Below are 25435 nucleotides of genomic sequence, written 5' to 3' on the forward strand. Positions count from 1 at the left end.
ACCTCGTCCCGATGATCCTGGACAAAGACGGCCACACCATCGAAACCATCACCCCCACCCGCTACGCCACCGAGAACCAACAACTCACCCTCTGGAAACGCGACAAACACTGCACCTACCCCGGCTGCACCATCCCCGCCCAATGGTGCGACGCCCACCACATCACCTGGTGGTCCCGCGGCGGCAAAACCTACCTCCTCAACCTCGCCCTCCTCTGCGGACGACACCACACCCTCGTCCACGACAAAGACCTCACCGCCACCATCGACAAGACCGGCGTCACCTGGCACGTATGACCACCCCGCCCCACACCCGGCCACACCAGCCGGGCCACAGGCATGTCCGGACGGACTCCAGGGGACCCGGCAGCTGCAACTACCCGGTCGCGCGGTGCGCGACCACGTTCCGCAGCCGGGCAGCGGCCTCCCCGAGGTCGGCCCAGTCGCCGTCGTAGTCCAGGACTGCGCAGGTCGTCGTGCCGAATCCGGCGTGCAGGGAGTTCAGGGCCGCCGTATCCGAGGAGTCCTCATCCGCCAGGCCGGCGGCGAGCGCGGGGACGCTGGGCGCGTGCCCGACCAGGACCACCACCGAGATCTCTTCCGGCACCTCACGGACGGCGGCCAGGAGCAGCTCCGGCGCCGAGTTGTAGAGCCGCCGGTCGCGCCAGACCTCGACGTCCTCCCGGCCAGCGCCATCGGCCATGGCCGCCCACGTCTGCCCGGCCCGCACGGCGGTGGAGACCAGGGCCAGGCCCACCTGCCCGACCTCGTCCCGCAGCCACCGGCCTGCCGCAGCCGCATCGCGTCGGCCCTCCGGCAGCAGCTCGCGGGCGTGGTCGCCCCCGGGATTGCCCTGCTCGGTCTTCGCGTGGCGCACCAGCACCAGGGTCCTGCTCATCGCTCCTCCTCTTCCTGCTCGGGGCCGACGGCGACCACGTGGTCGAGCCGCCCGGTCTCGAGGTACGTCTGGATTTGCTGGCGGACATAGGCGGCCTGCCGCCGGGGGAAGGCCGTGCTGGCACCGCCGCGGTGCGGGCTGATCAGCACGTTGGGCAACGACCACAGCGGGTGATCCTCCGGCAGCGGCTCCGGCTCGGTGACGTCGAGTGCGGCGCGCAACCGGCCGGTGCGACAGTCCTCGACGAGAGCGTCGGTGTCCAGGAGCGGACCACGGCCGACGTTCACGACCAGGGCGTCGTCGGGCAGCAGCGCCAGCCGCCGGGCGTCCACCAGCAAGCGGGTGCGATCCGTCAGCGGCAGGGCGAGCACCAGGATGTCCGCGTCAGGCAGCAGCCGGTCCAGCGCGTCGACGCCGTGGACGGTCTCGACCAGGTCGTCCCCCTCCCGAGCCCGGCTGGCGACCGCGGTGACCGGCGCCTCGCAGGCCAACATGCGTCGGGCAATCGCCCGGCCGACCCCGCCGTAGCCCACGAGCAGCACGCGCGAGTCGGCCAGCGACCGGTTCACGTCCTGGGGCAGCCAGGTCCCCTTGGACTGGGCCCGCACGAACGCCGGAAGGTCGCGCTGCGCCGCGAGCGCCAGACCGAGCGCGAGCTCGGCGGTCGCAGTGTCGTGCACGCCCACGGCGTTCGACAGGGCCACCCCGGGTGGCAGGAACCGGACCGCGTGCTCAAACCCGGCCGAGGACAGCGCCAGCGCGCGCAACTGCGGGAGGGAGTTCAACTCCTCCAACTGCGGATAATTCCAGGGCGGCACCACGACCACTTCGAGGTCCTGCCGCGGCGGCGAGCCGGTCATGTCCCAGGTGACGATCTCTGCCCCCTGGACCTCACCCACGAGGTCGGCGATCTCCGGAGGCACGCTGATGACACTCACCCGGCCTACGCTAGACCCAGCGACCGACTCACCCAGGGGGTGCCCATGGTCCCGCTCCGCCGGCTCTCGGCATACCTGCTCCTGCCGACCCTCGCGCTGGCGGCAGCGGCGTGCTCCGACGACGGCGGTGATCCGCGGCGGCTCGAGTCGGGCCCGGTCAACGGCACCGCCGGCCCCCCGCCCACGACGCCCCCGACCGATGGCGCGGCGGACGACGCGACGGCCAGCCCGCCCGACACGACCTCTGCGGACCCGGCGGCGACCGACCCGGCAGGGGCGACGGATGCAGGGACAACGGACGCGGAGACGACGGATGCCGAGACGAGCGAACGCCCGACCTTCGTCGGTGGGTTCGACGTGACCGCGGTGGCCGGCGACTTCCAGGTGCCGTGGGGTCTGGTGCTGCTGGGCGACGGGAGCATCCTGGTGGGCGAGCGCGACACCGGCCGCGTGTGGCGGGTCCCCACCGACGGTGACCCCGCCCCCGTGCTCACCGTCCCGGGCGTGGAGGCGGACGGGGAAGGCGGACTGCTCGGCCTGGCGGTGCCGGAGGATGACGAGGGGACGCTGCTGGCCTACCTGACCGCGGCGCAGGACAACCGCGTGGTGCGGCTCGACCTCTCCGCAGCCACACCGGACGGGGATCTCCCGGCCGAGGTCGTCGTCGACGGGATCCCGAAGGCGGGAAATCACAACGGCGGACGGATCGAGTTCGGCCCGGACGGCTACCTCTACATCAGCACCGGGGACGCCTCTGACGGTGACCTGAGCCAGGACCCGGCGTCGCTGGCCGGCAAGATCTTGCGAGTCGACGCCCGGGACGGTGCCCCCGCGCCGGACAACCCGGACCCTGACTCGCCGGTCTACTCAATGGGGCACCGCAACGTGCAGGGCCTGGCGTGGGACGAGGCGGGGCGGTTGTGGGCCAGCGAGTTCGGCCAGAACTCCTTCGACGAGCTCAACCTGATCGAGGCCGGCGGCAACTACGGGTGGCCGCAGGTCGAGGGCGCGGGCGGCGAGCCGGAGTTCATCGACCCCGTGCTCACCTGGCCGACCTCCGAGGCCTCACCGTCGGGCCTGGCCTACGGGCCCGACGGGGCGCTCTATCTCGCGGCCCTGCGCGGGGAGTCGCTCTGGCGCGTCCCCCTGGGAGAAGCTGGCGAGGTGGGAGAGCCGGAACGGCTGCTGGCCGGGGAGTATGGCCGGCTGCGCAGCGTCGTCGCCGATGCCGACGGCCTCTGGGTGCTCACCAGCAACACCTTCCGCGGCTCCCCCGCCGCCGACGACGACCGCCTCCTCCACCTCCAATTTTGATAGCGGGTTTGCCCGCGCGACCCGCATTTTCGTAGCGGTTTTGTCGGCGCGACCCGCATTTTCGTAGCGGGTTTGTCGGCGCCACCCGCATCTTCGTAGCGATTCTGCCCCGGGCGTCACCGCGAGGAGGCCACCCGCGCGTAGTCCTCCACGGCATACAGCCCGACGACCGGTTCCCGGGCGGCTGCCCGGAGCGCGACCGCCTCCGGCGGGTCCTGCCCCGAGAGGTCCTCGAGCATCTCCTCCACCACCCCGGCAGCCAGCGCCGGGCCGGGGATCCCCTCCGCGCCCGGTGCCGCGTTCTGCACGGTGCCGGGGTCGACCCACAGCGCCAGCAGCAGCATGCCGTGCACCGGCTCGCCGCCCTCCTCGATCGGCGGCTGGAAGTAGGGCAGGTCCAGCACCCGCGCCCCGCGCCGGCCGTAGAAGCGCAGCCGGGCGGTGGGGTCACCGTGCGCAGCGGATCCGGTATGCCGATCCGGCCGTTCCACCTCCGCGACCACTAGGGTCGGGTGGTCCCGCTCGAGCACGGCCTGCAGCATCCCCGCGAACAGCGCGGACCCGACGCCCCTGCCGCGCATGTCCGCGCGGGTCGCGAAGTAGGTGAGCAGCACCGCCCCGGTGGAGCCGAGCCGTTCGGTCACGGCGACGGCGATCGGTCCGGAGGCGTCCTCGGACACCAGCACCTCCACCCGGCCGGCGGCAACCCCCTCGAGGAGCCACTCCACGGGCAACAGCTCGGTGGGCGGGAAGGACGGCGCCAGCAGCACGGCATACACCTGCTCCAGCCCGGCGCGCTCGGTGACGGCCCGGGTCGCGGGCCCCTTCTCTCCGCTCATGTCGGCTCCTCCCGGTCGGCGTGTTTGGACCAGCGGTAGCTGACCAGGCCCACCAGCGCGGCCAGCGCGAGGACGAGCACGACCAGCACGACCGAGCCCCACTCCCCGAGGTCGAACCCGGTCTGCACCATGGCCAGCACCCCCGAGATCCCGATGCCGGTGAGCACGGCGATCATCGTGTCGATGCGCAACTGGTTGCGCCGGGCCGCCTCCTCGTCCCGCTTCTCCTTCTCCTCCAGTCGGGCGACCCGTGCGGCCTCGCGGCGGCGCAGCCACGCCTCGATCAGGTCGGTGACCCGGTCGGCGAGCGCCTGTCCCGCGACGTCGGTGAAGTCGGTGCGACGGGTCCACACGTGCCGCAGGTCCAGGAACTGGGTGACCGTGTCCCGCATGACCGGGGAGGTGACCAGGGCCGGGGAGCCGATGAACAGCACGGTCACCCGCGCGGACGTGAGGAACTGGCGCAGCCGCAGCTGAGCCTGCTCCAACTCCGCCAGCACGACCTCCAGGTCGACGTCCTCCCCCGAATCCAGCCGCCGCAGGTGAGGGGCCAGCCCGAGGTAGAACTGGCTCAGCTCGTCCTGCCACGCCGCGAACATCCCGTCGAGGCTGGCGGCGAACTCGGCGGCCTGACCCACCGTGGCCACCATGTAGTCCGGGGAGCTGAACGAGGCCAGCAGCGTGTGGTTCTCGCTGACGAGAAGGTATTCGTCGGTGAGCCCTGCGCAGTCCACGACGGTGCCCAGTGGTGCGCTGTAGCGGGCCCAGAACGCGATCGAGCCGACCCCGGCGGGGATGGGGTGACAGATCGACTGGCTGCCGAACAGGAGCGGGATCCGTGCTGCCAGGTCGAGCGCGACGGCCTCCTCCTGCCGCCCCCCGGGCAGCACCGAGGCCTCCTGGACGGTCGTCACCACGTGGTACATACCGGGGCGGAAGCTGAGGGCGACCCTCGGCATACCGGATCGCGCCAACTCCTCGACGAGGTCGTGCAACACCCGCTGGACCAGGCCGGTGAGCCGCGGCCACCCCGTCCGCGCCTGGCCGTGGGTTTTGCCGTCGTCCTCGGGCGGGTCCCCCAGCACGAGCAGTTGGTCCACCTCGGTGAGGTCGCCGTACTCGGGTGCCGCCAGCCAGACGAGGGAGGCGAGCGTATGCGGAAGCGCGGCTTCCAGGGGTATCTCCACCCGCACGTAGTGGTTGCCGAGTTGGGAGATCGTGATCGTCACCTGGGCGGTGACCTCCTGGCCGTCCCGCCCCAGCAGGTGCAACGCGGGCAGGTCGAGCTGGGTGCCCTCGTAGCGACGCTTGAGGGGATCGTCGCCGCGCCAGACGTCGTCGACCAGCAGCAGTCCGGTCGGGTTGTTGGCCAGGGCCTCCCCGGCGAGGGTCCAGCCGGCGCCGTGTTGCTTGACCGCGTCCACGACCTCGGACTGGGTGGCGTGCCGCAGACCGAACGGGAACATCGCGACGACCGACCCCTCGTCGACGCGCAGCCAGTCCTCGGTGCGGGCGGCGATCAGTCGCTCGATGGCGACCCGGTGCGCCCGCAGTTCGCTCCGGAACGCGTGGTCCTCGATCTCGATCTCCGCGGCCTCCAGCGTCTGGAGCGCCTCGTCCAGGTCGTCCCCGGTCCCGTCGAGGAAGTCGGCTGCCGCTGCCGCGGCCGCGTGCACGGCGTCGACGTAGACGGCCTGGCCGGAGAGCAGCTCGACCACGTAGGAACCAATCGGCGAGTCGCCGGCCCGGGCGGCCACCGCGACCTCGCGGGCAAGCAGTTCCCCCGCCGCATGGGCGGCCCGCGCCGTGGTGCGCAGGTCTCCGGTGCTGCAGGCGGACTCCAGGGTCAACTCGACCCGGAGCGCAAGCAGGGCCCGGATCGCGAGCTCGGCATCCGACCCGCGGGCCGGGGGCACACCCGCCCACGCCTGCTTGGCGGCGTCGAGGACCTCGAGCAGGGGGCCGTGGTCCCAGGTCAGGTCCCAGGCCGCCTCGCACACGACCCGGACGTAGAGCGCCAGCAGGGGCTCCGCCCGGTCCCCGGCCACCATCGGCACGACCTCACGGATGACGCCGACGACCTCGGCCCGGCCGCCCTCACCGTCGCCGCCGCTCCACCACACGCCCTCGATCAGTTCCCGCAGCCGGCTCCGCGCCCCCTCCCGGACGCCCAGCCGTTGCAGCTCGACGTCCAGGTCGCGACCGACTGCGTCGACCTCACCCTCCCCCAGCGCAGCGAGCCACTCCGTGGGGGTGAGGGTGAGCTCCTGCTCGGACATGGGTGGAGACTACTGTCCCTCCCCCATTTTCATAGCAGGTTTGTCGTGCTTCCCCGCATCTTCGTAGCGGATCTGCGCACCCGCGACGACTGGTGGAGCTCGGCGCCCGGCCGTCAGGGCACCTCGAAGACCAGCCGGACCTCGACCCCGGCCACGCTGCCCGTCTCGGCCCAGCACCCCGGCGAGGGGAAGTCCACGACGGTCGGCCACCAGGACAGGGTGGCGTCCGTGGCATACCCGCCGTGCGAGGCCACGGCCTGCCCGGGGCCGTCCAGCCGCTGCAGGGTCACGCCGGGGTCGCCCAGCTCCGCGGTCAGTGCGCCGTCGCCGTCGAGGGTTACCCAGGCGTGCTTGAGCCGTCGCGGACCGTCATCAACGACGAACTCCCGGTCCGGCACCGAGGCCCACAGGCCCTCCCGCCCCGTCCACTGCCCTCCAGCCTCCCGGAGCACCTCGGGCAGGTCCTCGGTCGCGGCGGGCTCGGTCACCGGACACGGGCCGTCGGGGGAAGCGTCCGGGTCCGGGCCAGGCTCGATGTCGTCCCCCGAGCAGCCGCCCACGGCGAACGCCAGCGCGCCCGCGGCACACGCGATCAGCCTGCCTCCCCGTGCCATCGCCCCACTGTATGCGGGGTGTCGCCCCCTCAGTTCTCCCGCGGGAGCAGCGGGACGCCAGGCCCCGAGAGGTCGTCGACGGCCGCGACGCGCCCCGTCGCGACCAGGACCAGGGACAGCAGCGGTCCGGAGACGACCGGTCCCTGCCCGACCGCGACGTCGGCGTCGTCCGCGGTAAGGGTGACCAGGGTGCTGAGGTGTTTGGCCCCGCCCACCCCCTTGGGGGTGCGCAATTGGTGGCGCAGCGCTGCCTCCAGCACCTCAGGCGGGTAGGCGCGGCTCAGGCCGAGGGGGCGCCGGATGTCCTCGCCGTGTGCCACCTCCTCGACGAGCCGACTGGGCAGGGGCGCCAGCCAGGACGGCGGGGTCGCCGTGGAATGCGCCACCGCGCGCAGTCTCGCCAGCGTCTCCTGCGGGGTGGCGCCCTTGTGCCGCCCCAGCCCCTGGTCGTTCTGCCGGTCGAAGTCGAATCGTGCCCGGGCCATCGCCACCAGCAGGTGGCGACCGGTGGCGTGCGCCGTGTCGACCAGGTGCGCCACCACGTCGTGCACGGTCCAACCGGCGGCGAGCGACGGCTGCTCCCACTGCTGCTCCGGAAGGCCCTCCAGGTCCGCGATCAGCGCAGCCCGCTCGGCGTGCACCAGTGGCCAGACGTCGTCCATGTCACCCTCCTTGCTGTGCGCGGGCTCCTGCGACCCACGGCTCCGGACCTGACGGACCCGGGAGAGGTCCCACACTCACCGGTCCGGCTGCCGGCACTGCATGGCACAGCACCGCGCAGCAGAACCGCTACGAAAGCGCAGGGTCGCACGACAAATCCGCTACGAAAAGGCGGGATCGGGCGACAAACCCGCTATGAAAATTGGTCAGGTGAGGCGGGCGAGGATCAGCTCCCGGGCCTTCGCGGCGTCGGCCTGCCCGCGCATCTCCTTCATCACCTGGCCGATCAGGGCACCGGCGGCCTGGACCTTGCCGCCGCGGATCTTCTCCACGACGTCGGGGTTGGCCGCGATGACCTTGTCGACCGCGGCCTCCAGCGCGCCATCGTCCTGGACCAGCTCCAGACCGCGGGCGTCCGCGACCTCGGTGGGGCCGCCCTCGCCGGCGAGCACGCCCTCGAGGACCTGGCGGGCCATCGAGTCGTTGAGCCGACCATCGCGGACCAGGCCGTCCAACTCGGCGATGTGCGCCGGCGTGACGCCCAGGTCCGTGACCTCGGCGCCCTCCGTGTTGGCGCGCCGGGCCAGCTCACCGGTCCACCACTTGCGGGCCGCAGCCGGGGTCGCGCCCGCGGCGACGGTCTCCTCGATGACCTCGACGGCGCCGGCATTGAGCACGTCGCGCATCTCCAGGTCGCTGTAGCCCCAGTCGGCCTGCAACCGGCGGCGCCGCTCGGCCGGCGGCTCGGGCAGGGTGGCCCGCAGCTCCTCCACCCGCTCCCGGGTCGGGGCGACCGGCACCAGGTCCGGCTCCGGGAAGTACCGGTAGTCGTCGGCGTCGGACTTGGGCCGCCCGGAGGTGGTCACCCCGGTGTCCTCGTGCCAGTGCCGGGTCTCCTGCAGGATCGAGCCGCCGCCGTCGAGCACTGCGGCGTGCCGGCAGATCTCGTAGCGGACCGCCCGCTCGACCGAGCGCAGCGAGTTGACGTTCTTGGTCTCCGTGCGGGTGCCGAGCGGCACCGCCGCCTGCTCCTCCGACGTCGGGTCGTCGCCGGCGCGGGGGCGCAGCGAGACGTTGGCGTCGCAGCGCACGTTGCCCTGCTCCATCCGCACCTCGGACACCGCGAGCGCCTTCAGCAGGTCGCGCAGCGCCCCGACATAGGCCTTGGCCACCTCCGGCGCACGCTCCCCCGCCCCGGTGATCGGCTTGGTGACGATCTCGATGAGCGGGATCCCAGCCCGGTTGAAGTCGACCAGGGAGTACTCCGCACCGTGGATGCGGCCCGTGGCGCCGCCGACGTGCGTGGACTTGCCGGTGTCCTCCTCCATGTGCGCCCGCTCGATCTCGACGCGGAACACCTCACCGTCGGACAGCTCCACGTCCAGGTAGCCGTCGAACGCGATGGGCTCGTCGTACTGGCTGGTCTGGAAGTTCTTCGGCATGTCCGGGTAGAAGTAGTTCTTCCGGGCGAACCGGCACCAGTCGGCGATCTGGCAGTTCAGGGCCAGACCGATCCGGATCGCGGACTCCACGGCCGTGCCGTTCACGACCGGCAGGGCGCCGGGCAGCCCCAGGCACACCGGGCAGGTCTGCGTGTTCGGCTCGGCGCCGAAGCCCGTCGCGCACCCGCAGAACATCTTGGTCGCGGTGTTCAGCTCGACGTGGACCTCCAGGCCCAGCACCGGGTCATACCTGGTCAGCGCCTCGTCGTAGCCGACCACGGCCTCTGCCACCTGCGTGCTCACGCGGACACCTCCGTCGCCTCGACCTCGGGCGCCCGGTCCAGGACCGACCCGCCCCACTGCTCCGTGAGCGCGGCCTCCAGGGCTGCGCCCACGGCATACATCCGCTGGTCCTGGGTCGCCGGGGCGAGGACCTGTATGCCGACAGGCAGCCCGTCCTCGTCCGTCACCCCACTGGGCAGGGACAGTCCGGGGATCCCGGCCAGGTTCGCCGGGATGGTGGCGATGTCGTTGAGGTACATCGCCATCGGGTCCTCGGTCTTGTCCCCGATCCGGAAGGCCGTCGTCGGGGCGGTCGGGCTGATCAGGACGTCGGCCTGCTCGAACGCCGCCTCGAAGTCGCGGGCGATGAGGGTGCGCACCTTCTGCGCCTGCCCGTAGTAGGCGTCGTAGTAGCCGGAGGACAGGGCGTAGGTGCCCAGGATGATGCGGCGCTTGACCTCGTCGCCGAAGCCCGCGTCCCGGCTGGCCGCCATGACCTGCTCGGCGCTGGGGCTGGCGACGTCGTCCGGCCCGACCCGCAGGCCGTAGCGCATCGCGTCGTACCGCGCCAGGTTGGAGGAGGCCTCCGACGGCAGGATCAGGTAGTAGGCGGCCATCGCGTAGCGGAAGTGGGGGCAGGAGACCTCCACGATCTCGGCGCCGCGGGCGCGCAGCAGCTCGACGGCCTCGTCGAACCGGGCCTGCACGCCGGCCTGGTAGCCCTCCCCGGTCAGCTCGGTGACGATCCCGATCCGGGTCCCCGCGAGGTCGCGCGTGGCGCTGGCCTCCAGGACGGCCGGGACCGGGGCGTCGATGCTGGTGGAGTCCCTCGGGTCGTGCCCGCCGATGACCTCGTGCAGCAGCGCGGCGTCCTCGACGGTGCGGGCACACGGGCCGATCTGGTCCAGACTGGAGGCGAGGGCGATGATGCCGTAGCGGGACACCCCGCCGTAGGTCGGCTTGGCGCCGACGGTCCCCGTCACGGCCGCCGGCTGGCGGATCGAGCCACCGGTGTCGGAGCCGATGGCCAGCGGGGCGAGGAAGGCCGCGACGGCCGCGGAGCTCCCGCCGCCGGAGCCGCCCGGGATCCGGTCGGTGTCCCACGGGTTGCGGGTGGGGCCGTATGCCGAGTGCTCGGTCGAGCTGCCCATGGCGAACTCGTCCATGTTCGTCTTGCCGAGGATGGGGAGACCGGCCTCGCGGAGCCGGGTCACGATCGTGGCGTCGTAGGGCGGGACCCACCCCTGCAGGGTGCGCGAGCCGGCGGTCGTGGGCAGCCCCTCGGTGCAGGCGATGTCCTTGACGGCCACGGGCACCCCGGCCAGCCGGTGCAACGACTCCCCCGCCGAGCGGCGGGCGTCGATGTCGCGCGCCGTGGCCAGGGCCCCGTCGGCGTCGACGTGCAGGTAGGCGTTGAGCGTCGGGTTGAGGCGCTCGATCCGCTCCAGGTGCGCCCGGGTGAGCTCCTCGGAGGTGAACTCGCCGGCGGCCAGGCCGTCGGCCATCTGCGCGGCGGTGAGGCGGGTGAGGTCGGTGACGGTCGACATACGGGCGCTCACTCCTCGTCCAGGATGCGCGGGACGCCGAAGCGCTGCTCCTCCGCCACCGGCGCGCCGGACAGCGCCTGCTCGGCGGTCAGGCTGGGACGCACTTCGTCGGGGCGGGTCACGTTGGTCAGCGGCAGCGGGTGCGACATCGGGGGCACGTCGGCGGCAGCGACCTCGTTGACCTGACCGACCCAGCCGACGATCTGGTCGAGCTGACCGGCCAGCCGGTCCAACTCCTCGTCGGTGAGCTGGATGCGGGCCAGCATGGCGACATGCGCGACATCGTCGCGGGACAGTGCGGACATGCGGGCCAGTCTAGGTTCCCGCGCGCGGGCTGCTGAAACCGCGCGTCCCCCGGACCCTCCGCTGGCAGGATGGGCCGTATGCCGAGCAGCTCACCTCTCCCGGTGGCGCCGGGGCCTGATGACTTCCGGGCCCTCGCGCGGTCCTCGCCGTGGCGGTTCGGCACGCTGCACTTCACTCACCGGGGGCGCGGCCCCTGGGGCAGAGTCCGGTCGAGGCCTGGCTCAGGCGACCTGGGCACCTCGAGGTGCTGGTCGACGGGGAGTGGCACGTGGAGACCGGCGTGCCCTACTCGCGGACGGTGCTGACTCTGCAGGAGCCGTCGCGGTGGGGCGCGGAGCCGGGAATCGCTCCCCGGGGAGAGCCGAGCAACCCGCCGATCCGGCCGCCACAGGAGGTCGAGCCGCGGCGCCGGCCCGACGGGTTGGTCCTAGAGCGTCCGTCGGGGCCGGACTACGACGACCCGATGTGGGGCAACTACCGCTGGGTGGCGATGCTCGACCCGGTGGAGCTCTCCCGCGGGGTCGAGGTGTCGGAGGCGCAGGCCCGCGAGCGCTTCGGGAGGCTCACCTGGACCGCCCCGGTGCGGGCGCTCCCGGCGTCGTCGGAGGACGCCGGCGACGGCTATGACCCGCGGTGCTCGTGCTGCCCGCTGCTGTTTGGCGGGGTCAGTCAGGACCTTGAGTTCGGCGCGGGAGCCCACACCCCCGGCGAGGCAGAGGTGGCCGGCTACCCCTCGGCATACTGGGTCAGCCTCGATGTGGAGACGGGCATCGTGGTGGACGTCGAGCCGCAGGACGGGGACCGCCCGGACCAGGCGTTCACCAACGAGATCCACGAGGTCGGGCTGCTGCCCGCCCCCACCTCGTCTCAGTAGTCAGCAACTGAGCCCGGACGGCCCGTTCGACGGTGTCGTGGCCACCCTTGGACGTCGGTCTCAGCCCTTGCTGGGCGAGCAGCCCGTGAGTGCCTGGCGCGCGGCGTCGTAGGCGAGGACACATGCAGAGTCCGGGTCACTCTCGATCGCTGACCTTGCTGTCGCCAGCGTGGTCGATGCCTTGCTGAGCAACAGCTCGCCGTTGGCTGCCTCTCCGGTGAGCTGCTGTAGCTCACCGCCAGCCAGGAGTTCCTCGATCTCGGCCTCACCGGCCCGCCACCTGGCCACTACGCACCCACCACTTCACCAACACTGCTCACCGTGATGTGAACCGATGCCTGGATCTGCTTCACTAGGGCATCCTTGGGGTCGTTCCACTGGTCCCCGGACCGAACGACCGGGTTCACCTCGATGCCTAGCCGCTCCGATGCCCGGTCGGCCGCCCCATACACGTCTGCACGGTCGACCGTGCCGATTACGAGCACGTCGATGTCGCGAGATGAGGCCAGCCTCGTCGAGTCGTACGACCTCGCGGTGCAGGGTCGACAGAGGCACTCCGATCCGCTGGGCGAGGTCGCTGACGCGGTACTCGGTGTCGGGATGCAAGTAGAGCCACATCAGTAACTCCGCTTGATGCTGTGACCGGAAGACGGGGAGCAACGCTGGACCAGCTCCACGACACCACCGCGCAGCACACTAGAGCGGCGAGCCATCACAACTTTCCCGCAGCAGCTCGGCCAGCACCACGGCCTGGTTGTGCTCGGCGTCCTTGGCGGAGTAGAGCAGGACCACGCGCTCGTGGTCCTGCACCTCCTTGGCGAGTTCGGCGAAGGCGTCCGAGCCCTTCAGTTCGGCGCGGTATCGCTCGGCGAACTCCTCGAACTTGTCCGGGTCGTGATCGAACCACTGGCGCAGCTCGGTCGAGGGGCCGACCTCCTTGAGCCAGGTCGCGTGGAGGTCCTCCTTGCTGATCCCGCGCGGCCAGAGCCGGTCGACCAGGATCGGGTGCCAGCCGGGAGGTGCCCCGTCGTAGACGCGGCGTGTGGAGATCTCTGTCATGCCCTGACCTCCTTGTCTCCTGACTGTGTGGCACCGAGCGCCTTCCACTGTGCCACGCCTCGGCTGTGGCCACCGGGAGACGGGTCAGGCTCAGGTGCGGTGCGCCCGGCCCGCCGGGAGACGGATCGTGACAGTGGAGCCCTCGCCGTGCCAGGACTCCAGGCTGGCGCTCCCTCCGTGCCGCCCCACGATGGCGCGCACCATCGGCAGTCCCAACCCGGAGCCCGCCACGTCGCGGACCTCCTTCGATCGACCCAGCTCCTCCCAGACCAGGTCCAGCTCCTCGGTGCGGATGCCGCGCCCGGTGTCCGCGACCTCAAGGAAGACCCACCCCTCGCTCTCCCGACCTCGGACTTCGATGGCATCGCCGGGTGCGGAGTACTTCACTGCGTTGGCCAGCACGTTGGACAGCGCCAGGAACAGCAAGTCGTCGTCGCCGTTGATCTGGGGCAGCGGTCTCGGGGCCTGAGGCAGGGCGACGGAGATCCGCCGCTGCACGGCGCCGGCCAGCTCGCGAGTGGCCGCCACGGCCTCGTTGACGAGCTCGGCGAGGTCGACCGGGCGCAGCTCCAGCTGGGTGTGTTCCAGCTCACCGATCTTGCGCAGGTCTCCCATGAGGCTGGTCAGCCTCCGGGACTGCAGCTCGATGCTGCGCCGCTGCCGGTCCGAGGGCTCATCCGCCAACGCCGCACGGATGCCCTGGATCGGGTTCTTCAGCTCGTGGTCCAGGCGGGTGAGCAGGCGGCGCTGCCGCTCCCGCTCGCTCCGCAGCGCCGCCTCGCTGTGACGCTGCACCTCCCGTCGGGCGACTCCGCCAGCGAGGACCCACACCAGCACCACCCCCGTGACCACGCCGCCGAGTACCGCGGGCAGCCACTCCAGGTCGCCGATCACGTAGTAGTCCGGCGCGTCGCCGGTGGCCGCCCACACGCCGCTCACCAGGAGCCCCACCAGGGCGGGCACCACGATGAGACCCAGCAACCACCTCGGCCTGCCGTCCCTCATCCGCGGGTCACCGACGCCACGAACCGGTAGCCCATCCCGGAGACGGTCTCAAGGTATGTCGCGTCCGCCGCATCATCTCGCAAAGTCCGCCGGATCTCGGCAACCCGGTGGTCGACGGCCCGGGTGGTCACGATGGCGTCAAACCCCCAGACCGTCTGGAGCAGCCGATCCCGACTGAAGACCTCCCCCGGGTGCGCCATGAGGTATTCCAGCAGCGCGAAGGCCCTGGGGGTGAGTTGCTGCTCCCGCCCCGCGACCCAGACCCGGCGTGCCGGCCGGTCGATCCGCAGGTCACCCGCGCGCAGCTGCCCGGCGGCGGTCAGTTGCGCCGTGCCCGAGGCGGCACGGCGCAACACCGCGCGGATCCGCGCCAGCAGTTCGTGCGGGTCGAACGGCTTGTTCAGGTAGTCGTCGGCTCCCTCGTCCAGCGCGGTGGCCCGCTCGAAGGACTCGCCGACCTCGGTCAGCAGGATCACCGGCAGCCACTCGTCCCGGGCGCGGATGCGGCGCAACGTCTCGCGCCCATCCAGCACCGGCATCATCACGTCCAGGATCACCAGGTCGGGACGGTGCTCCTCGATGAACCGCAACGCCTCCTCGCCGTGCTCGGCGCAGTCGACGTCCAGGCCGCTGCGCGTCAGCATCGGCGGCAGGTGCTCCCGGATCGTCGCGTCGTCGTCCACCAGGAGCACCCGGGCCCGGCCCGCTCCAGGGGTCTGCGCACCCACCGCGCCGGCCGCGCTCATGCGCCCGCTGCGGACGAGGTCATGGCACGAGCCACAGCACCGGGTCGTCGTAGTACGGGTTGTCCATGGCGCTGCCTCCGCCGTCGGCCCAGTCGTCTCCGCGCCACCCCACGCTGCCCACGGCCTCGTTGTCCGGGACGGCGAAGACGTGGCAGTTGGTCGCCGTGCCACCGACGCCCTTCTCCAGCGGCATGTCCAGCTCACACCCGGGGATGCCGGCGGACCAGGTCTGGTTGATCACGTTGCCGACCTGCCCGCCGGACTCGTTGAAGCCGACCAGGGTCGGGATCATGTTGGAGTTCGGGTTGCCCTCGTAGGTCAGCCACTCGTGCTCCACGGTGGCGAACCACGGGGTGTAGCCCTCGAAGTCCTCGGAGTTCTCGGCATCCTCGAACAGTGCCTTGTCGCCCGCCTCGACCGCGACGACGGTCGTGGCCAGGGTGGCGTAGCCGTAGTACTCCTCGCCCTCCTCCCCCGCCTGCACGTGCGTGGTCACCGTGTCGCCGACCTGGAACTCGGTGCCCGGAGCGGCGACCTCCCCCGGTGCCGCCACATCGCCGTCGGTGTCGCCGTCAGTGTCGTCGTCGCCGTCGCCGTCAGTGTCGTCGTCGCCGTCGGTGTCTTCGGTAACGGCGGGACCCTCCGTGGTGTCGGTGTCGTCCGTGCCCTCTGTGGTGTCCGTGTCGTCCGCCACGGGGGCGTCGTCGGTCTCGTTCGTGTCGTCGGCGTTGGTTTCCTCCGTGGGAGCCACCGCCTCCGGCTCCTCGGTGGTGCCGACCTGGCATGCGCTCAGGGCCAGGGCGGTCAGCAACCCGGCGCCGGCGAACTTCCAGCTGATGCTGCCCCGCTGGGACTTCGTGTGCGTGGTCATACTGCCTCCTTGTTCGCGGGGCAGACCCTGCGTCAGCCCTCCCTAGCGACGCTAGCCCCGAGTTGTCGCCACAGGATGGCAGACGTGTCGCAGCCTCGCGACACCTCGTCGCGATCAGGAGACACTCTCCAGCCGTTCGCGGACCACCGCGGGACCGGGTCAGGGCTCTCCCCAGCGCGGCTGCCCGCGGTCGTGAGTCACCCGCGGGTGAGCGCCTGCTCAATCCGATCCAGGGCTCCCACCGCGGACCGCTGATTCACCAGTCCCTCGAGCGCATGGGCAGTGACCTCGACCCGGTCAGGGTGCCCGATCGCCTGGATCACCGCGGTGTTCATGCTCATCAGGCCGGTGCCGACCATCCCGAGGACTATCTGCGGGGCCGCACCTGGGCCTGCCCCCTGCTGCCCGCCGGCCAGCTCCGGGGGCAGGACGCGGCGCAGTGAGCCGGCCACCACGTGCAGCGCCGCCGCCGCGTCTGCCACCGGGATCGTGCGTCCCTGCCCGGTGACCCGGGTGAAGAGACGGGCCCCGAGGCGGCCACCGGACCGGCCACCGCTGCGTCCCCCGGCGGCCCCGGCGGCCCCGGCCACGGACCCGTGCACGCCACCACCGATAGCCCCTCCGATCGCACCACCGGCCGCGCCGACCTCGCCGTTAGCTTCTATCAGGATCTGGCGCACCTGCTCGGCACTCAGCACGGGGGACGGATAGTCACGCCTCGCCTTGTCACTCACCTGGTCATCCTCTCCTGCCCCGCGACATCTCGTCGCGATCAGGAGACGCTCTCCAACCGTTCGCGGACCAGCGCGGGGTCGGGGTTGGTGGCCGGTATGCCGTCCGTCACCACCGTGGGCACCACCTCGTTGCCGTCGTTGACGCTCCGCACGAACGCCGCGGCCTCGGAGTCCTCCCAGATGTTGACCCACTGGGCACGGTCGGCGAGGTCACCCAGGGTCGCCCGCAGCCCCGCGCAGTAGCCGCATCCCGGCCGCCAGTAGATGACCACCACACGCTCGGACTCGGACATGGCGAGCACCTCCTCGTGCCGGGGCCCCGGTCCGCCCCGCCAGGGCAGCAGGAACCAGGTGAACGCGAGGGCCGCGACGGCCACCACGATAGCCAGCACCAGGTCGCCGCTGGAGACCAGCGCGACCACCGCCCAGGTCCCGCCCGCGAGCGGGGCCAGCCACATCCATCGCTGCATAGGACCATGCTGGCGCGGCCGCAGTCTGGACACCTCCACCGCCCGGCGGAGGTTGCTCCTCCCGCGGGAGGAATCTAGGAGTCTGTCGGCCCGTGCTCCAGGAGCTGCCGGAAGCCGGCCTCGTCCAGGATCGGGACCCCCAGCTGCTCGGCCTTGTCGGCCTTGGAGCCGGCGTTCTCCCCCACCACGACGTAGTCGGTCTTCTTGCTCACCGAGCCGGCTGCCTTGCCGCCGCGGGAGACGATGGCCTCCTTGGACTCGTCGCGGCTGAAGCCGTCCAGGGACCCGGTCACCACGACCGTCAACCCCTCCAGGGTGCGCACGACGGACTCGTCGCGCTCGTCCTCCATCCGCACCCCGTCCTCGGCCCACCGCTCGACGATGGCGCGGTGCCAGTCGACCTCGAACCAGGCCCGGACGGACTCCGCGATGATCCCGCCGACACCCTCGGTGGCCGCGAGGGTCTCCAGGTCGGCATCCCGGATCGCCTGCAGGGACCCGAACTCGGTCGCCAGCGCCCGGGCAGCGGTCGGACCCACGTGGCGGATGGACAGGGCCACGAGCACCCGCCACAGCGGCTGGGACTTCACCTGTTGCAGGTTCTGTGCCAGCTTGGCGCCGTTGGCCGACAGCACCCGGCCGTCGACGACGGACTCCTCGGGGTCGGTCTTCTTCGCCGCGCGGGTGTAGAGCGGGACCCGCGCGATGTCGGTGGCGGTCAGCGAGAACAGGGTCGACTCGTCCTGGATCACACCGGCGTCCAGCAACGCATTCACCCCCTCCCCGCCGAGCGCCTCGATGTCGAAGGCGCCGCGTCCCGCCAGGGAGAACAGCCGCTCCCGGAGCTGGGCCGGGCAGGAGCGGGCGTTGGGGCAGCGGATGTCCTTGTCGCCCTCCTTCTCCGGGCGCAGCTCGGTGCCGCAGGAGGGGCACTCCGTGGGCATCACGAAGGGCTTCTCGCTGCCGTCGCGCAGGTCGACGACGGGCCCGACGATCTCGGGAATGACGTCGCCGGCCTTGCGCAGCACGACGCTGTCGCCGATGAGCACCCCCTTGCGCTCCACCTCGAAGGCGTTGTGCAGGGTCGCCTGCTCCACCGTGGACCCGGCAACCTTGACCGGCTCCATGACCCCGTATGGCGTCACGCGCCCCGTGCGGCCGACCGCCACCCGGATGTCGAGCAGCTTGGTGGTGACCTCCTCGGGAGGGTACTTGTAGGCGATCGCCCACCGGGGGGCCCGCGAGGTGGAGCCCAGGCGTCGTTGCACGGACACCTCGTCGACCTTGACCACGACGCCGTCCAGCTCGTGCTCAGCCGCGTCGTGCCGGTGCTCCCCGAAGTAGTCGATGAAGTCCCGCACGGCGTCCATGTCGTCGAGCACCTTGGCGTGCTCGGAGACCGGCAACCCCCAGGCGGCGAGCAGCTCGTAGGCCTGGGACTGCCGGGTCATCTCGAAGCCGGTGCGGGCCCCGATCCCGTGGACCAGCATCCGCAGGCCCCGGGAGGCGGTCACCCGCGGGTCCTTCTGGCGCAGCGAGCCCGCCGCCGTGTTGCGGGGGTTGGCGAACGGGGGCTTGCCCGCGGCGACCAGGGAGGCGTTGAGCTCCTCGAACGCGGACACCGGGAAGAACACCTCGCCCCGCACCTCCAGGACGTCGGGGATCGGCACCGACTCACCCTCCTGCTCGTGCGGCGGCACCAACTGGTGCGGGATGCCCTCGATGGTGCGCACGTTGTGCGTGACGTCCTCACCCGTGCGGCCGTCACCCCGGGTGGCCGCCCGGACCAGTCGACCCCGCTCGTAGACCAGGCTCACCGCGAGTCCGTCGATCTTGAGCTCGCACAGGTAGTGCACCTCGGCGCCGCCGGTGTCGCGCTCGACCCGGGTCGCCCAGGCGGTGAGCTCCTCGGGGGAGAACGCGTTGTCCAGGCTGAGCATCCGCTCCAGGTGGTCCACGGCCGCGAAGTCGGTGGAGAAGGTGCCTCCCACCTGCTGGGTGGGCGACTCCGGGGAGCGCAGCTCCGGCCACTGCTCCTCCAGGTCCTCCAACCGGCGCAGCAGCGTGTCAAACTCCCCGTCACTGATCGTCGGGGAGTCCTTGACGTAGTAGGCGAACTGGTGGCCGCGGATCTGCTCGGCCAAGTCCTCCCAGTCGTGGCGGGCTTCATCGGGAACGGTCTGCGTCACGGGTCCATAGTCCACCACGACACCGACACCCGTGGTGCGTCACGGCATACGAGCGTGGTGCGTCACGGCATACGACAAGGCCGCGACACGGCATACGAGGATGCAACGTGGGCCGGGGGCGAGCCCGTCCTACCTAAAGACGGGGGCAGCGTGCTCCCGGATGATGAGGAGGGATTCGATGACTCGCACGACGACCGAGAACCGGACCTCGCGGGCCGTGGCCGGGGTGGCGTTCGCCGCCGCCCTGGGGCTGGGCCTGACCGCCTGCGGCGACGAGGCCCCCGAGACGGGCAGTGCGCCGACCGAGACCACCGACGATGCGGCCGGCGAGAGCGCCGGGCAGGGGGAGGACGAGGGGGCCACCGAGACGATCACCCAGACGGTGACCGAGAGCGCGGCACCCGCGCCACCACCGGAGGAGACCGAGACCGAGACCGCCACGGAGACCGAGACGCTCACCGAGACGGCAAGCGCGCCCGCGGACGGGGAGGGCGTCAATGGTGGTGCCGTGGTGCAGGAGTACACCGAGCTGCTGGCCGCCGGGAAGGCCGAGGAGGCCCACGCGATGCTCAGCGAGGAGTCCACGAGCTACTTCCCCGCCCCGGAGGGTCTGCTCGAGCCCCCCGGGATGGATCAGATGATCGAGGACATCGCCAGCTCCCAGGACGTGTTGTTCGCCTCCCGGCCCGCCTACGAGGAGACGCACGACGGCGCCGAGGCGGTCACCGCGTGGGGCACCAACGGCGATGGGGAAACGTTCGCCTACGGCTGGGCGGTCCGCTACGCCGATGAGGTCGGGGGCGACGTGGTCCTGGACCAGGACCGGTTCGAGGTCTCGACGGGCATCGGGCGGATCTCCTGGCTGAACCCGGGCACGGTCTACGAGGACGACCCGACGGTGATCAACAGCGATCAACCGCTGTCCTTCGCGCTGCTGAAGGAGAGCAACCCCGAGATCGCCGCGGTCAACGTCAGCATCGACGACGGTGAGCTGTTGACCGGGGACGACCTCACCGTGCTGCCCACTGACGGCGCGCAGCAGTACGAGGTCACCGGCTTCGACGTCACCAGCCTCGAGCCGGGCGCACCGCACGGTATGACGGTGGCCTGGGTGGCCGAGGACGGGCCGTTCGTGCACGTCCAGTCGACGGGCATGGTGTACTCCGTCGACCACGGCTGACGACCCACGGCTACCACGGCCGACCCGCGGCGCCGACCCACGTCAGTCCGCCGCCACCTCCGCCAGAGCCCGGGCAACCTCCCCGGCGCGGCGGGTGGTGGCGCGGGCGGCGTCCGGGTCGGCGCCGGCGAGTCCGCAGGCCGGGGTCACCGTCACGGACGTGAGTGAGGCAGGCGGGAGCCCGAGTTCGTGCCAGCGGGCGGTGAGCCTGTCGACGACCTCCTGGTGGGGCGGGGGCGGCCCAGTCGTGGGCAGCACCCCGGCCCAGAGCCTGGTCCCGGACTCGATGAGCTCGGCCACCCGGTCCCAGCCACCGGGCCCCAGCGTGGTCGTGTCCACGGCGATCGCGTCGGTCCCGGTGCGGCGCAGCAGCTCGAGCGGGGGGCCGTCACCGCAGCAGTGCAGCACCGTGGCCACCGCCCCGGCATTGCGGGCGGTCTCCAGCAGGGACCGCAGGACGGTCTCGACCCGGCCGGCCTCCGGCGCCGGCAGCACCCGGTATCCGGACTCGGACCGGACCCTGCCGCGCAGCACCGTCGGCACCGAGGGCTCGTCCACCTGCAGCACCAGCCGGGCCCCCGGGACCAGCCGCTGCACCTGCTCCAGGTGGGTCCGCACACCCTCGGCCAGGGAGTCGGCAAGGTCGCGCGTCGCGCCCGCGTCGGAGAGGACCCGGTCCCCCAGCGGCAACCAGACCCCGGTCGCCAACGTCCACGGCCCGGTGACCTGCACCTTCAGCGGCCCCGACCATCCGTCGTAGGCCTCCGCGAGCTCGTCCAGGTCCTGGCGCCACAGGCTCGCCGTGCGATCGGCGTCCACGCCCGCGCGGTCCACCAGGCGCCACCCCTGCGGTTGGAGGTCCACCGCCAGGTCGACCAGCAGCCCGGCCGCCCTCCCGATCATGTCCGCGCCCGGACCTCGCGCCGGCAGCTCGGGCAGGTAGGGGATGGCCTCAACCTCGGGCGTCGGGTTCTCGGAGAGGTCCCGGACCGTCCGCAACGCCTCGCGCACGTCCCGGCCCGGCCAGGACCCGATCCCGCTGACGCCGACCCGGGCGCTCAGTCCGTCGCCAGCCACTGGGCCACGAACTCCTCCGCCGGCAGGGCGGCCAGGTCGGCCTCCAGCCCCTCCAGCGTCGCGTCGACGGTGTCGACGCTGGTCGGCAGCCGCAGCACTGCCACGCCCTCCCGGTCGATGATCTGGATCTCGCCCGTCTCCGGGTACGGCAGCAACCGCTCCGCGACGGCTCCGTTGACCACCGTCGCGGCCACCCCCCACGCCCGGTGCGCCACCCGCACCACCGGTGAGCGCTCCCGCGTGACCACGCGCACGGCATACTCCTCGGCGGCCGCCCGCCCCGTGAACTCGCTCATAGCCACAGCCTACGGCTCACCCCACCCCCCACCGGACGGGTGGTCTGGCGGTCCCACCCGCCACCGGACGTGTGATCTGGCGGTCCCAGCCCACCACCGGACGTGTGATCTGGCGGTCCCAGCCCACCACCGGACGGGTGATCTGGCGGCAGGCTGGGAGAAAACACCAGGACACCCCCTCCATACGCGGGCATCCTGGACCTATGGAGTTCCCGACCCCGCCGCCCGACCTCGCCCGACTGTTCAACAAGCACGGCGACCTGGTCTCGATGCCCGTGAAGAAGGACCTGCGACTGCAGTTGCTGACCTGGATCGCCAGCACCCTCCCCACGGGCCGGGACCTGACGGAGACCGAGATCAACGCCGGGTTGCGACCCATCGATGGCGACGTGGCGACATTGCGGCGATACCTGGTCGAGGCAGGGCTGGTGGAGCGCCCGAGTCCTGGGACCTACCGGGTTCCCGAAGACGCGGACTGAGCCACACCGCCAGACGACACGTCCGGTGCCGCGTGAGACCGCCAGACGACACGTCCGGTGCCGCGTGAGACCGCCAGACGACACGTCCGGTCGAGGTGGGGGGCGAGGAGGGCTGGGTGCGAGGCCCGCAGACCCAGCTAGTGCTCGTGACCGCCGTGCCCGACCCGGTCGGGGACGTCCGCCCCGGCCTCGACCACGACGAACTGGCCCATCATCCCCTGGTCCTCGTGGCGCAGGAGGTGGCAGTGGTACATGTACGGCACGTCAGGATCGGCGTGGTCGTCGAACGTCATCAGCAACCGCACCGAGCTCCCGGGCGGCAGGAAAACGGTGTCCTTGAGACCGGCGAGCGCAGGCGGAGGCGGCGCTCCGTCCACCGTGAGCACCCGGAACTGGACGTCGTGCACATGGAAGTTGTGGTGCGCCCCGTCGGTGTTGTCGACCTGCCACACCTCGGTGTTGCCGAGGCTGACGACCTCGTCGATCCGCCCCATGTCCATCGCCTCGCCGTTGATGGTGCGGCCCTGCAGCCGGAAGGTGCGGGTGACCGCGACATCGGCCTCCTGCCCCGCGTGCTCGGCGATGTCCGGGACCAGCGACTCCGGCAGCCCCGCGGACGGCTCCAGTGAGTCGGCGGCCCGCAGTTGCAGCACGTCTAGGGTGTCGGCACCGCCGTTGAACCGGTCCGAGAAGACGTTGCCGTCCAACGCCGTCGGATAGCTGCGCAGCACCCGCTCCTCACCGGGCTCCATCGCCACCAGCACCTCGGCCCGCTCCCCCGGCGACAGCTTCACCCGGGCGGTGTCGACCGGCGCCGGCAGCAGCCCTCCATCGCTGGCGACCTGGGTCAGCGCCGAGTCGTCGTCCAGCCCGAACTCAAAGACCCGCATCCGGGAACCATTCAGCAACCGCAGCCGGACCACCTCGGTCGACACCTCCGCATACGGTCCCGGGGTGCCGTTGACCAGGATCGTCCCCCCACGGTCGCCCGTGGCCCGCAGGTCGTCTCCGTTGATCGAGACGTCCTGCACCATCACGGGCAGATCATCGACGCCGTACTCCCGGGGCAGGCCCAGCTCAGCCTCGACCGGGTCATCGACGATGACCATCCCGGCCAGCCCACGAGCCACGTGCTCAGCGGTGCGGCCGTGTGGATGCGGGTGGTACCAGAGCGTCGCGGCCGGCTGGTCGACCGTCCAGCTCGGCTCCCACGATCCACCCGGCTCGATCGGCTGGTGTGGCCCGCCGTCCATGGCCGCGGGCAGGTGCATCCCGTGCCAGTGGACGGTGGTGTCCTCGCGCAGCTCGTTGCGTATGCCGACACTCACCTGCTCGCCGCGGCTCACCCGCAAGGTCGGGCCCAGATGGGCGCCGTTGAAGCCCCAGGTCGTGGTCGGCTCGCCCTCCCCGAGGTCGCTGGTGCCCTCCTGGGCGGTGAGCTGGAAGGCGCGGGTGCCGTCGGCATCGACCGTCGACTCCGCCAGCGGAGGAATGGCCAACGGCCGGTCGAAGTCGACCCCCCCGACGGTGTTGGTCGGAACGACGACCCAGGCGATGGCCAGACCACCGGTGGTCAGCACCATCACGCCCAGGACGAGCATCGCCAGGACGGCGAAACACGACCGACGCCGACGGGATCGGGGTTCGCGGCGGGGTTGGCGGCGGGACATGGCGGGACTCCTTCAGGACCTGGCGTCCCTCCACTGTGCAGCCGCCCCGGCGCCCCCGACCCCGGTTTGCGGGTCCGTTCAGGGTCGCGCTCAGGGCACGTTCAGGGCCCTCCCCCATCTGCCTCCGGACATGGTCCGACTGTGCAACAAGAGCGGACTGAGCCACGCCGCCAGACGACGCGTCCGGTGCCACGTGAGACCGCCAGACGACGCGTCCGGTGCCGCGTCAGACCGCCAGACGACGCGTCCGGTCGAGGTGGGGGCTAGAGGCCGTTGCGCTTGGCGGCGCGGCGAGCGGCCGCCGGGACGACGACCACGAACCGCTCGAGCACTACCTGCATGTCCTCGCTGAAGGACTCGCCGGGCGGGGCGTTACGGGTGAAGAACTCGCGGTGGCTGGCACGCCAGTGCTCCAGCGAGCCCTCCCCCTCCCGACGCGCATGGTCGGCGTCCACCTCGTCGAAGCGTGCCACCGTCACCTCGGTCGTGCGGATCAGCGCCCTGGGCGTGCCCGAGCCGTCGAGCACGATGGACAGCAGACCGGGCTCGGGCAGCTCGACGTCGAGGTCGCTGCGGACGGCCACCGCAACGCCGCCGCCGCTTCCGTCGCCATCGCCGTCGCTGCCGTCGCCACCGGTATCCCCGGCCGCCTCACGGTCCTCGCGCTGGCGCGCCTCCTCCTCGAAGTCCCAGTAGGCGCTGGCCGTCGCCGTCTTGCGGCCCGCGAGGACCAGCCCGAGCAGCTCGTCCGCAACCTGCGGGTCGTCGCCGAAGGACCAGGCCGGCGGCGGGACCGTCTCGGAGACGCCTGCACCGATGTAGGCCTGGGCCGGGTTCAGCGCGCCGCGGATCCGGGCATCGGCCCAAAAGGCCGCAATCTGTTCCTCCTGCATCCGCCCACCATAGGCACCGGTGCTGGGTGCTACCGCAGCAGGACGCTGACGACCGCGGCCAGGATGACGGTGTTGAAGACGAAGGCCACCACCCCGTGGGCGGCCACGCTGCGTCGCATTCGGGGGTGGATCACCTGGACGTCGGAGCTGCCGAACGTCGTGGTGACAGAGGTGGAGAAGTAGAGGTAGTCGGTCCAGGACCGCGGTCCCTCGCCGGGGAAGGTCAGCATCCGGTAGCCGGACCGGGCGTCGGCGCACAGGTAGGCGATGCTGTGGGTCAGCGCGACGGTGAGCCACGCCGCCACCACCAGGAGGGCCGCCAGCACCCCCCGGGCCTGCTGGGACAGCGTCGAGCCGGGGTCGTGCTCGGGCAGCCAGAACACGGCCGCCATCAGGGCCACGACGCTGACCATCGTCGCGATGCCTGCGCCCGGCTTGGTCCCCAGGATGAAGTGCTGCACCCAGGTGCCCGGTGCGGACCACGCTGCCCAGGCCAGGGTGGTGCGGCGCGAGGTCCTGGCGAACACCACGACGGTGAGAACCAGGTAGGACATCAGGTACACGGCGACCGACAGCAGCGCCGTCTCGACGGCGTTGGGCTGCCAGGCGACCGGCATCGCTGGGCCTACCAGGACGCACGCCGCCATCACGGCCAGCCCGAGGAAGAGTCCCGTGTAGGCGCGTCGCCCCTCCTCGAGCCACCGCTCGCCCGTCACCACAATTCCCTCCCACGTGCCCATCGGATCCGCGGCAAGCCTACGTTGGCGGCCCCCT

28 protein-coding genes are annotated in these 25435 nt (G+C 71.7%); 5 read left to right on the plus strand and 23 right to left on the minus strand.

What is annotated here, in order from left to right:
* The first annotated feature begins 11 nt into the window (after positions 1-11).
* Positions 12-296: an HNH endonuclease signature motif containing protein gene (locus AC1QRC_RS16165; protein WP_484204282.1), complete on the plus strand. Its 285-nt coding sequence runs from the start codon at positions 12-14 to the stop codon at positions 294-296.
* Between the two features lie 79 nt (positions 297-375).
* Here AC1QRC_RS16165 and AC1QRC_RS16170 read toward each other — a convergent pair whose 3' ends face one another.
* Positions 376-897: a SixA phosphatase family protein gene (locus AC1QRC_RS16170; RefSeq protein WP_484204283.1), complete on the minus strand. Its 522-nt coding sequence runs from the start codon at positions 895-897 to the stop codon at positions 376-378.
* Positions 894-1835 carry an NAD(P)-dependent oxidoreductase gene (locus tag AC1QRC_RS16175; RefSeq protein ID WP_484204284.1) on the minus strand — a complete coding sequence of 314 codons (942 nt, stop codon included), beginning with the start codon at positions 1833-1835 and terminating at the stop codon, positions 894-896. Before AC1QRC_RS16175 ends, AC1QRC_RS16170 begins: the two co-directional genes overlap by 4 nt.
* 45 nt (positions 1836-1880) lie before the next feature.
* Here AC1QRC_RS16175 and AC1QRC_RS16180 point away from each other — a divergent pair, with 45 nt between their 5' ends.
* Positions 1881-3149 carry a PQQ-dependent sugar dehydrogenase gene (locus AC1QRC_RS16180; protein ID WP_484204285.1) on the plus strand — a complete coding sequence of 423 codons (1269 nt, stop codon included), beginning with the start codon at positions 1881-1883 and terminating at the stop codon, positions 3147-3149.
* Between the two features lie 116 nt (positions 3150-3265).
* Here the strand turns inward: AC1QRC_RS16180 and AC1QRC_RS16185 are convergent, their stop codons facing one another.
* From AC1QRC_RS16185 to gatC, 7 genes are all read right to left on the minus strand, one after another.
* Positions 3266-3988 carry a hypothetical protein gene (locus AC1QRC_RS16185; protein ID WP_484204286.1) on the minus strand — a complete coding sequence of 241 codons (723 nt, stop codon included), beginning with the start codon at positions 3986-3988 and terminating at the stop codon, positions 3266-3268.
* Positions 3985-6267 (minus strand): hypothetical protein, encoded by a 2283-nt coding sequence (locus tag AC1QRC_RS16190; protein ID WP_484204287.1) that lies wholly within the window; start codon positions 6265-6267, stop codon positions 3985-3987. The genes AC1QRC_RS16185 and AC1QRC_RS16190 overlap by 4 nt, the downstream gene beginning before the upstream one ends.
* A 113-nt stretch (positions 6268-6380) precedes the next feature.
* The gene (locus AC1QRC_RS16195) at positions 6381-6881 is read right to left on the minus strand and encodes a hypothetical protein (RefSeq protein WP_484204288.1); all 501 of its coding nucleotides are present in this window, start codon (positions 6879-6881) and stop codon (positions 6381-6383) included.
* A gap of 29 nt (positions 6882-6910) precedes the next feature.
* Positions 6911-7543 (minus strand): maleylpyruvate isomerase family mycothiol-dependent enzyme, encoded by a 633-nt coding sequence (locus AC1QRC_RS16200; RefSeq protein WP_484204289.1) that lies wholly within the window; start codon positions 7541-7543, stop codon positions 6911-6913.
* 204 nt (positions 7544-7747) lie between these two features.
* On the minus strand, positions 7748-9286 hold the full coding sequence (gene gatB / locus AC1QRC_RS16205; RefSeq protein WP_484204290.1) for an Asp-tRNA(Asn)/Glu-tRNA(Gln) amidotransferase subunit GatB: 1539 nt from the start codon (positions 9284-9286) through the stop codon (positions 7748-7750).
* Positions 9283-10812: an Asp-tRNA(Asn)/Glu-tRNA(Gln) amidotransferase subunit GatA gene (gene gatA, locus AC1QRC_RS16210; protein ID WP_484204291.1), complete on the minus strand. Its 1530-nt coding sequence runs from the start codon at positions 10810-10812 to the stop codon at positions 9283-9285. Before gatA ends, gatB begins: the two co-directional genes overlap by 4 nt.
* Positions 10813-10820: 8 nt before the next feature.
* A complete protein-coding gene (gene gatC / locus AC1QRC_RS16215; protein WP_484204292.1) occupies positions 10821-11117 on the minus strand; it encodes an Asp-tRNA(Asn)/Glu-tRNA(Gln) amidotransferase subunit GatC in 297 nt (98 codons plus the stop codon).
* Positions 11118-11362: 245 nt separating this feature from the next.
* Here gatC and AC1QRC_RS16220 point away from each other — a divergent pair, with 245 nt between their 5' ends.
* Positions 11363-11992 (plus strand): hypothetical protein, encoded by a 630-nt coding sequence (locus tag AC1QRC_RS16220; protein ID WP_484204293.1) that lies wholly within the window; start codon positions 11363-11365, stop codon positions 11990-11992.
* A gap of 60 nt (positions 11993-12052) precedes the next feature.
* On the opposite strand, the gene AC1QRC_RS16225 is transcribed toward AC1QRC_RS16220, so the two are convergent.
* The 9 genes from AC1QRC_RS16225 to ligA form a co-directional block, all read right to left on the minus strand.
* Positions 12053-12280, minus strand: coding sequence for a hypothetical protein (locus AC1QRC_RS16225; RefSeq protein WP_484204294.1), 228 nt, complete (start codon positions 12278-12280; stop codon positions 12053-12055).
* A 15-nt stretch (positions 12281-12295) separates the two neighbouring features.
* Positions 12296-12652: a MarR family transcriptional regulator gene (locus AC1QRC_RS16230; protein WP_484204295.1), complete on the minus strand. Its 357-nt coding sequence runs from the start codon at positions 12650-12652 to the stop codon at positions 12296-12298.
* Between the two features lie 36 nt (positions 12653-12688).
* The gene (locus AC1QRC_RS16235) at positions 12689-13051 is read right to left on the minus strand and encodes a DUF488 domain-containing protein (RefSeq protein ID WP_484204296.1); all 363 of its coding nucleotides are present in this window, start codon (positions 13049-13051) and stop codon (positions 12689-12691) included.
* A 90-nt stretch (positions 13052-13141) separates the two neighbouring features.
* On the minus strand, positions 13142-14056 hold the full coding sequence (locus AC1QRC_RS16240) for a sensor histidine kinase (RefSeq protein WP_484204297.1): 915 nt from the start codon (positions 14054-14056) through the stop codon (positions 13142-13144).
* On the minus strand, positions 14053-14802 hold the full coding sequence (locus tag AC1QRC_RS16245; RefSeq protein WP_484204298.1) for a response regulator transcription factor: 750 nt from the start codon (positions 14800-14802) through the stop codon (positions 14053-14055). The genes AC1QRC_RS16240 and AC1QRC_RS16245 overlap by 4 nt, the downstream gene beginning before the upstream one ends.
* A gap of 19 nt (positions 14803-14821) precedes the next feature.
* A complete protein-coding gene (locus tag AC1QRC_RS16250; protein WP_484204299.1) occupies positions 14822-15673 on the minus strand; it encodes a hypothetical protein in 852 nt (283 codons plus the stop codon).
* A 197-nt stretch (positions 15674-15870) separates the two neighbouring features.
* Positions 15871-16407 (minus strand): hypothetical protein, encoded by a 537-nt coding sequence (locus AC1QRC_RS16255; RefSeq protein ID WP_484204300.1) that lies wholly within the window; start codon positions 16405-16407, stop codon positions 15871-15873.
* A 38-nt stretch (positions 16408-16445) separates the two neighbouring features.
* Complete coding sequence (locus AC1QRC_RS16260; RefSeq protein ID WP_484204301.1) at positions 16446-16877, minus strand: glutaredoxin domain-containing protein; 432 nt, start codon at positions 16875-16877, stop codon at positions 16446-16448.
* A 74-nt stretch (positions 16878-16951) separates the two neighbouring features.
* Positions 16952-19066, minus strand: coding sequence for an NAD-dependent DNA ligase LigA (gene ligA, locus AC1QRC_RS16265; protein WP_484204302.1), 2115 nt, complete (start codon positions 19064-19066; stop codon positions 16952-16954).
* A 178-nt stretch (positions 19067-19244) separates the two neighbouring features.
* Between ligA and AC1QRC_RS16270 the strand changes: the two genes are divergently transcribed.
* Positions 19245-20246 (plus strand): hypothetical protein, encoded by a 1002-nt coding sequence (locus AC1QRC_RS16270; protein ID WP_484204303.1) that lies wholly within the window; start codon positions 19245-19247, stop codon positions 20244-20246.
* A 42-nt stretch (positions 20247-20288) separates the two neighbouring features.
* On the opposite strand, the gene AC1QRC_RS16275 is transcribed toward AC1QRC_RS16270, so the two are convergent.
* Both AC1QRC_RS16275 and AC1QRC_RS16280 read right to left on the minus strand, forming a co-directional pair.
* Positions 20289-21323 (minus strand): uroporphyrinogen decarboxylase/cobalamine-independent methonine synthase family protein, encoded by a 1035-nt coding sequence (locus tag AC1QRC_RS16275; protein ID WP_484204304.1) that lies wholly within the window; start codon positions 21321-21323, stop codon positions 20289-20291.
* Positions 21305-21619, minus strand: coding sequence for a hypothetical protein (locus AC1QRC_RS16280; protein WP_484204305.1), 315 nt, complete (start codon positions 21617-21619; stop codon positions 21305-21307). The genes AC1QRC_RS16275 and AC1QRC_RS16280 overlap by 19 nt, the downstream gene beginning before the upstream one ends.
* Before the next feature lie 203 nt (positions 21620-21822).
* Between AC1QRC_RS16280 and AC1QRC_RS16285 the strand changes: the two genes are divergently transcribed.
* Positions 21823-22098: a DUF2087 domain-containing protein gene (locus AC1QRC_RS16285; protein WP_484204306.1), complete on the plus strand. Its 276-nt coding sequence runs from the start codon at positions 21823-21825 to the stop codon at positions 22096-22098.
* Positions 22099-22235: 137 nt separating this feature from the next.
* On the opposite strand, the gene AC1QRC_RS16290 is transcribed toward AC1QRC_RS16285, so the two are convergent.
* The 3 genes from AC1QRC_RS16290 to AC1QRC_RS16300 form a co-directional block, all read right to left on the minus strand.
* Positions 22236-23699 (minus strand): multicopper oxidase family protein, encoded by a 1464-nt coding sequence (locus tag AC1QRC_RS16290; protein ID WP_484204307.1) that lies wholly within the window; start codon positions 23697-23699, stop codon positions 22236-22238.
* 332 nt (positions 23700-24031) lie between these two features.
* Entirely contained in the window at positions 24032-24661 is a 630-nt protein-coding gene (locus AC1QRC_RS16295; protein ID WP_484204308.1) for an ASCH domain-containing protein, read from the minus strand.
* Between the two features lie 29 nt (positions 24662-24690).
* Positions 24691-25401: a DUF1345 domain-containing protein gene (locus AC1QRC_RS16300; RefSeq protein WP_484204309.1), complete on the minus strand. Its 711-nt coding sequence runs from the start codon at positions 25399-25401 to the stop codon at positions 24691-24693.
* Positions 25402-25435 lie beyond the last annotated feature (34 nt).

This window comes from Ornithinicoccus sp. (assembly GCF_057176825.1).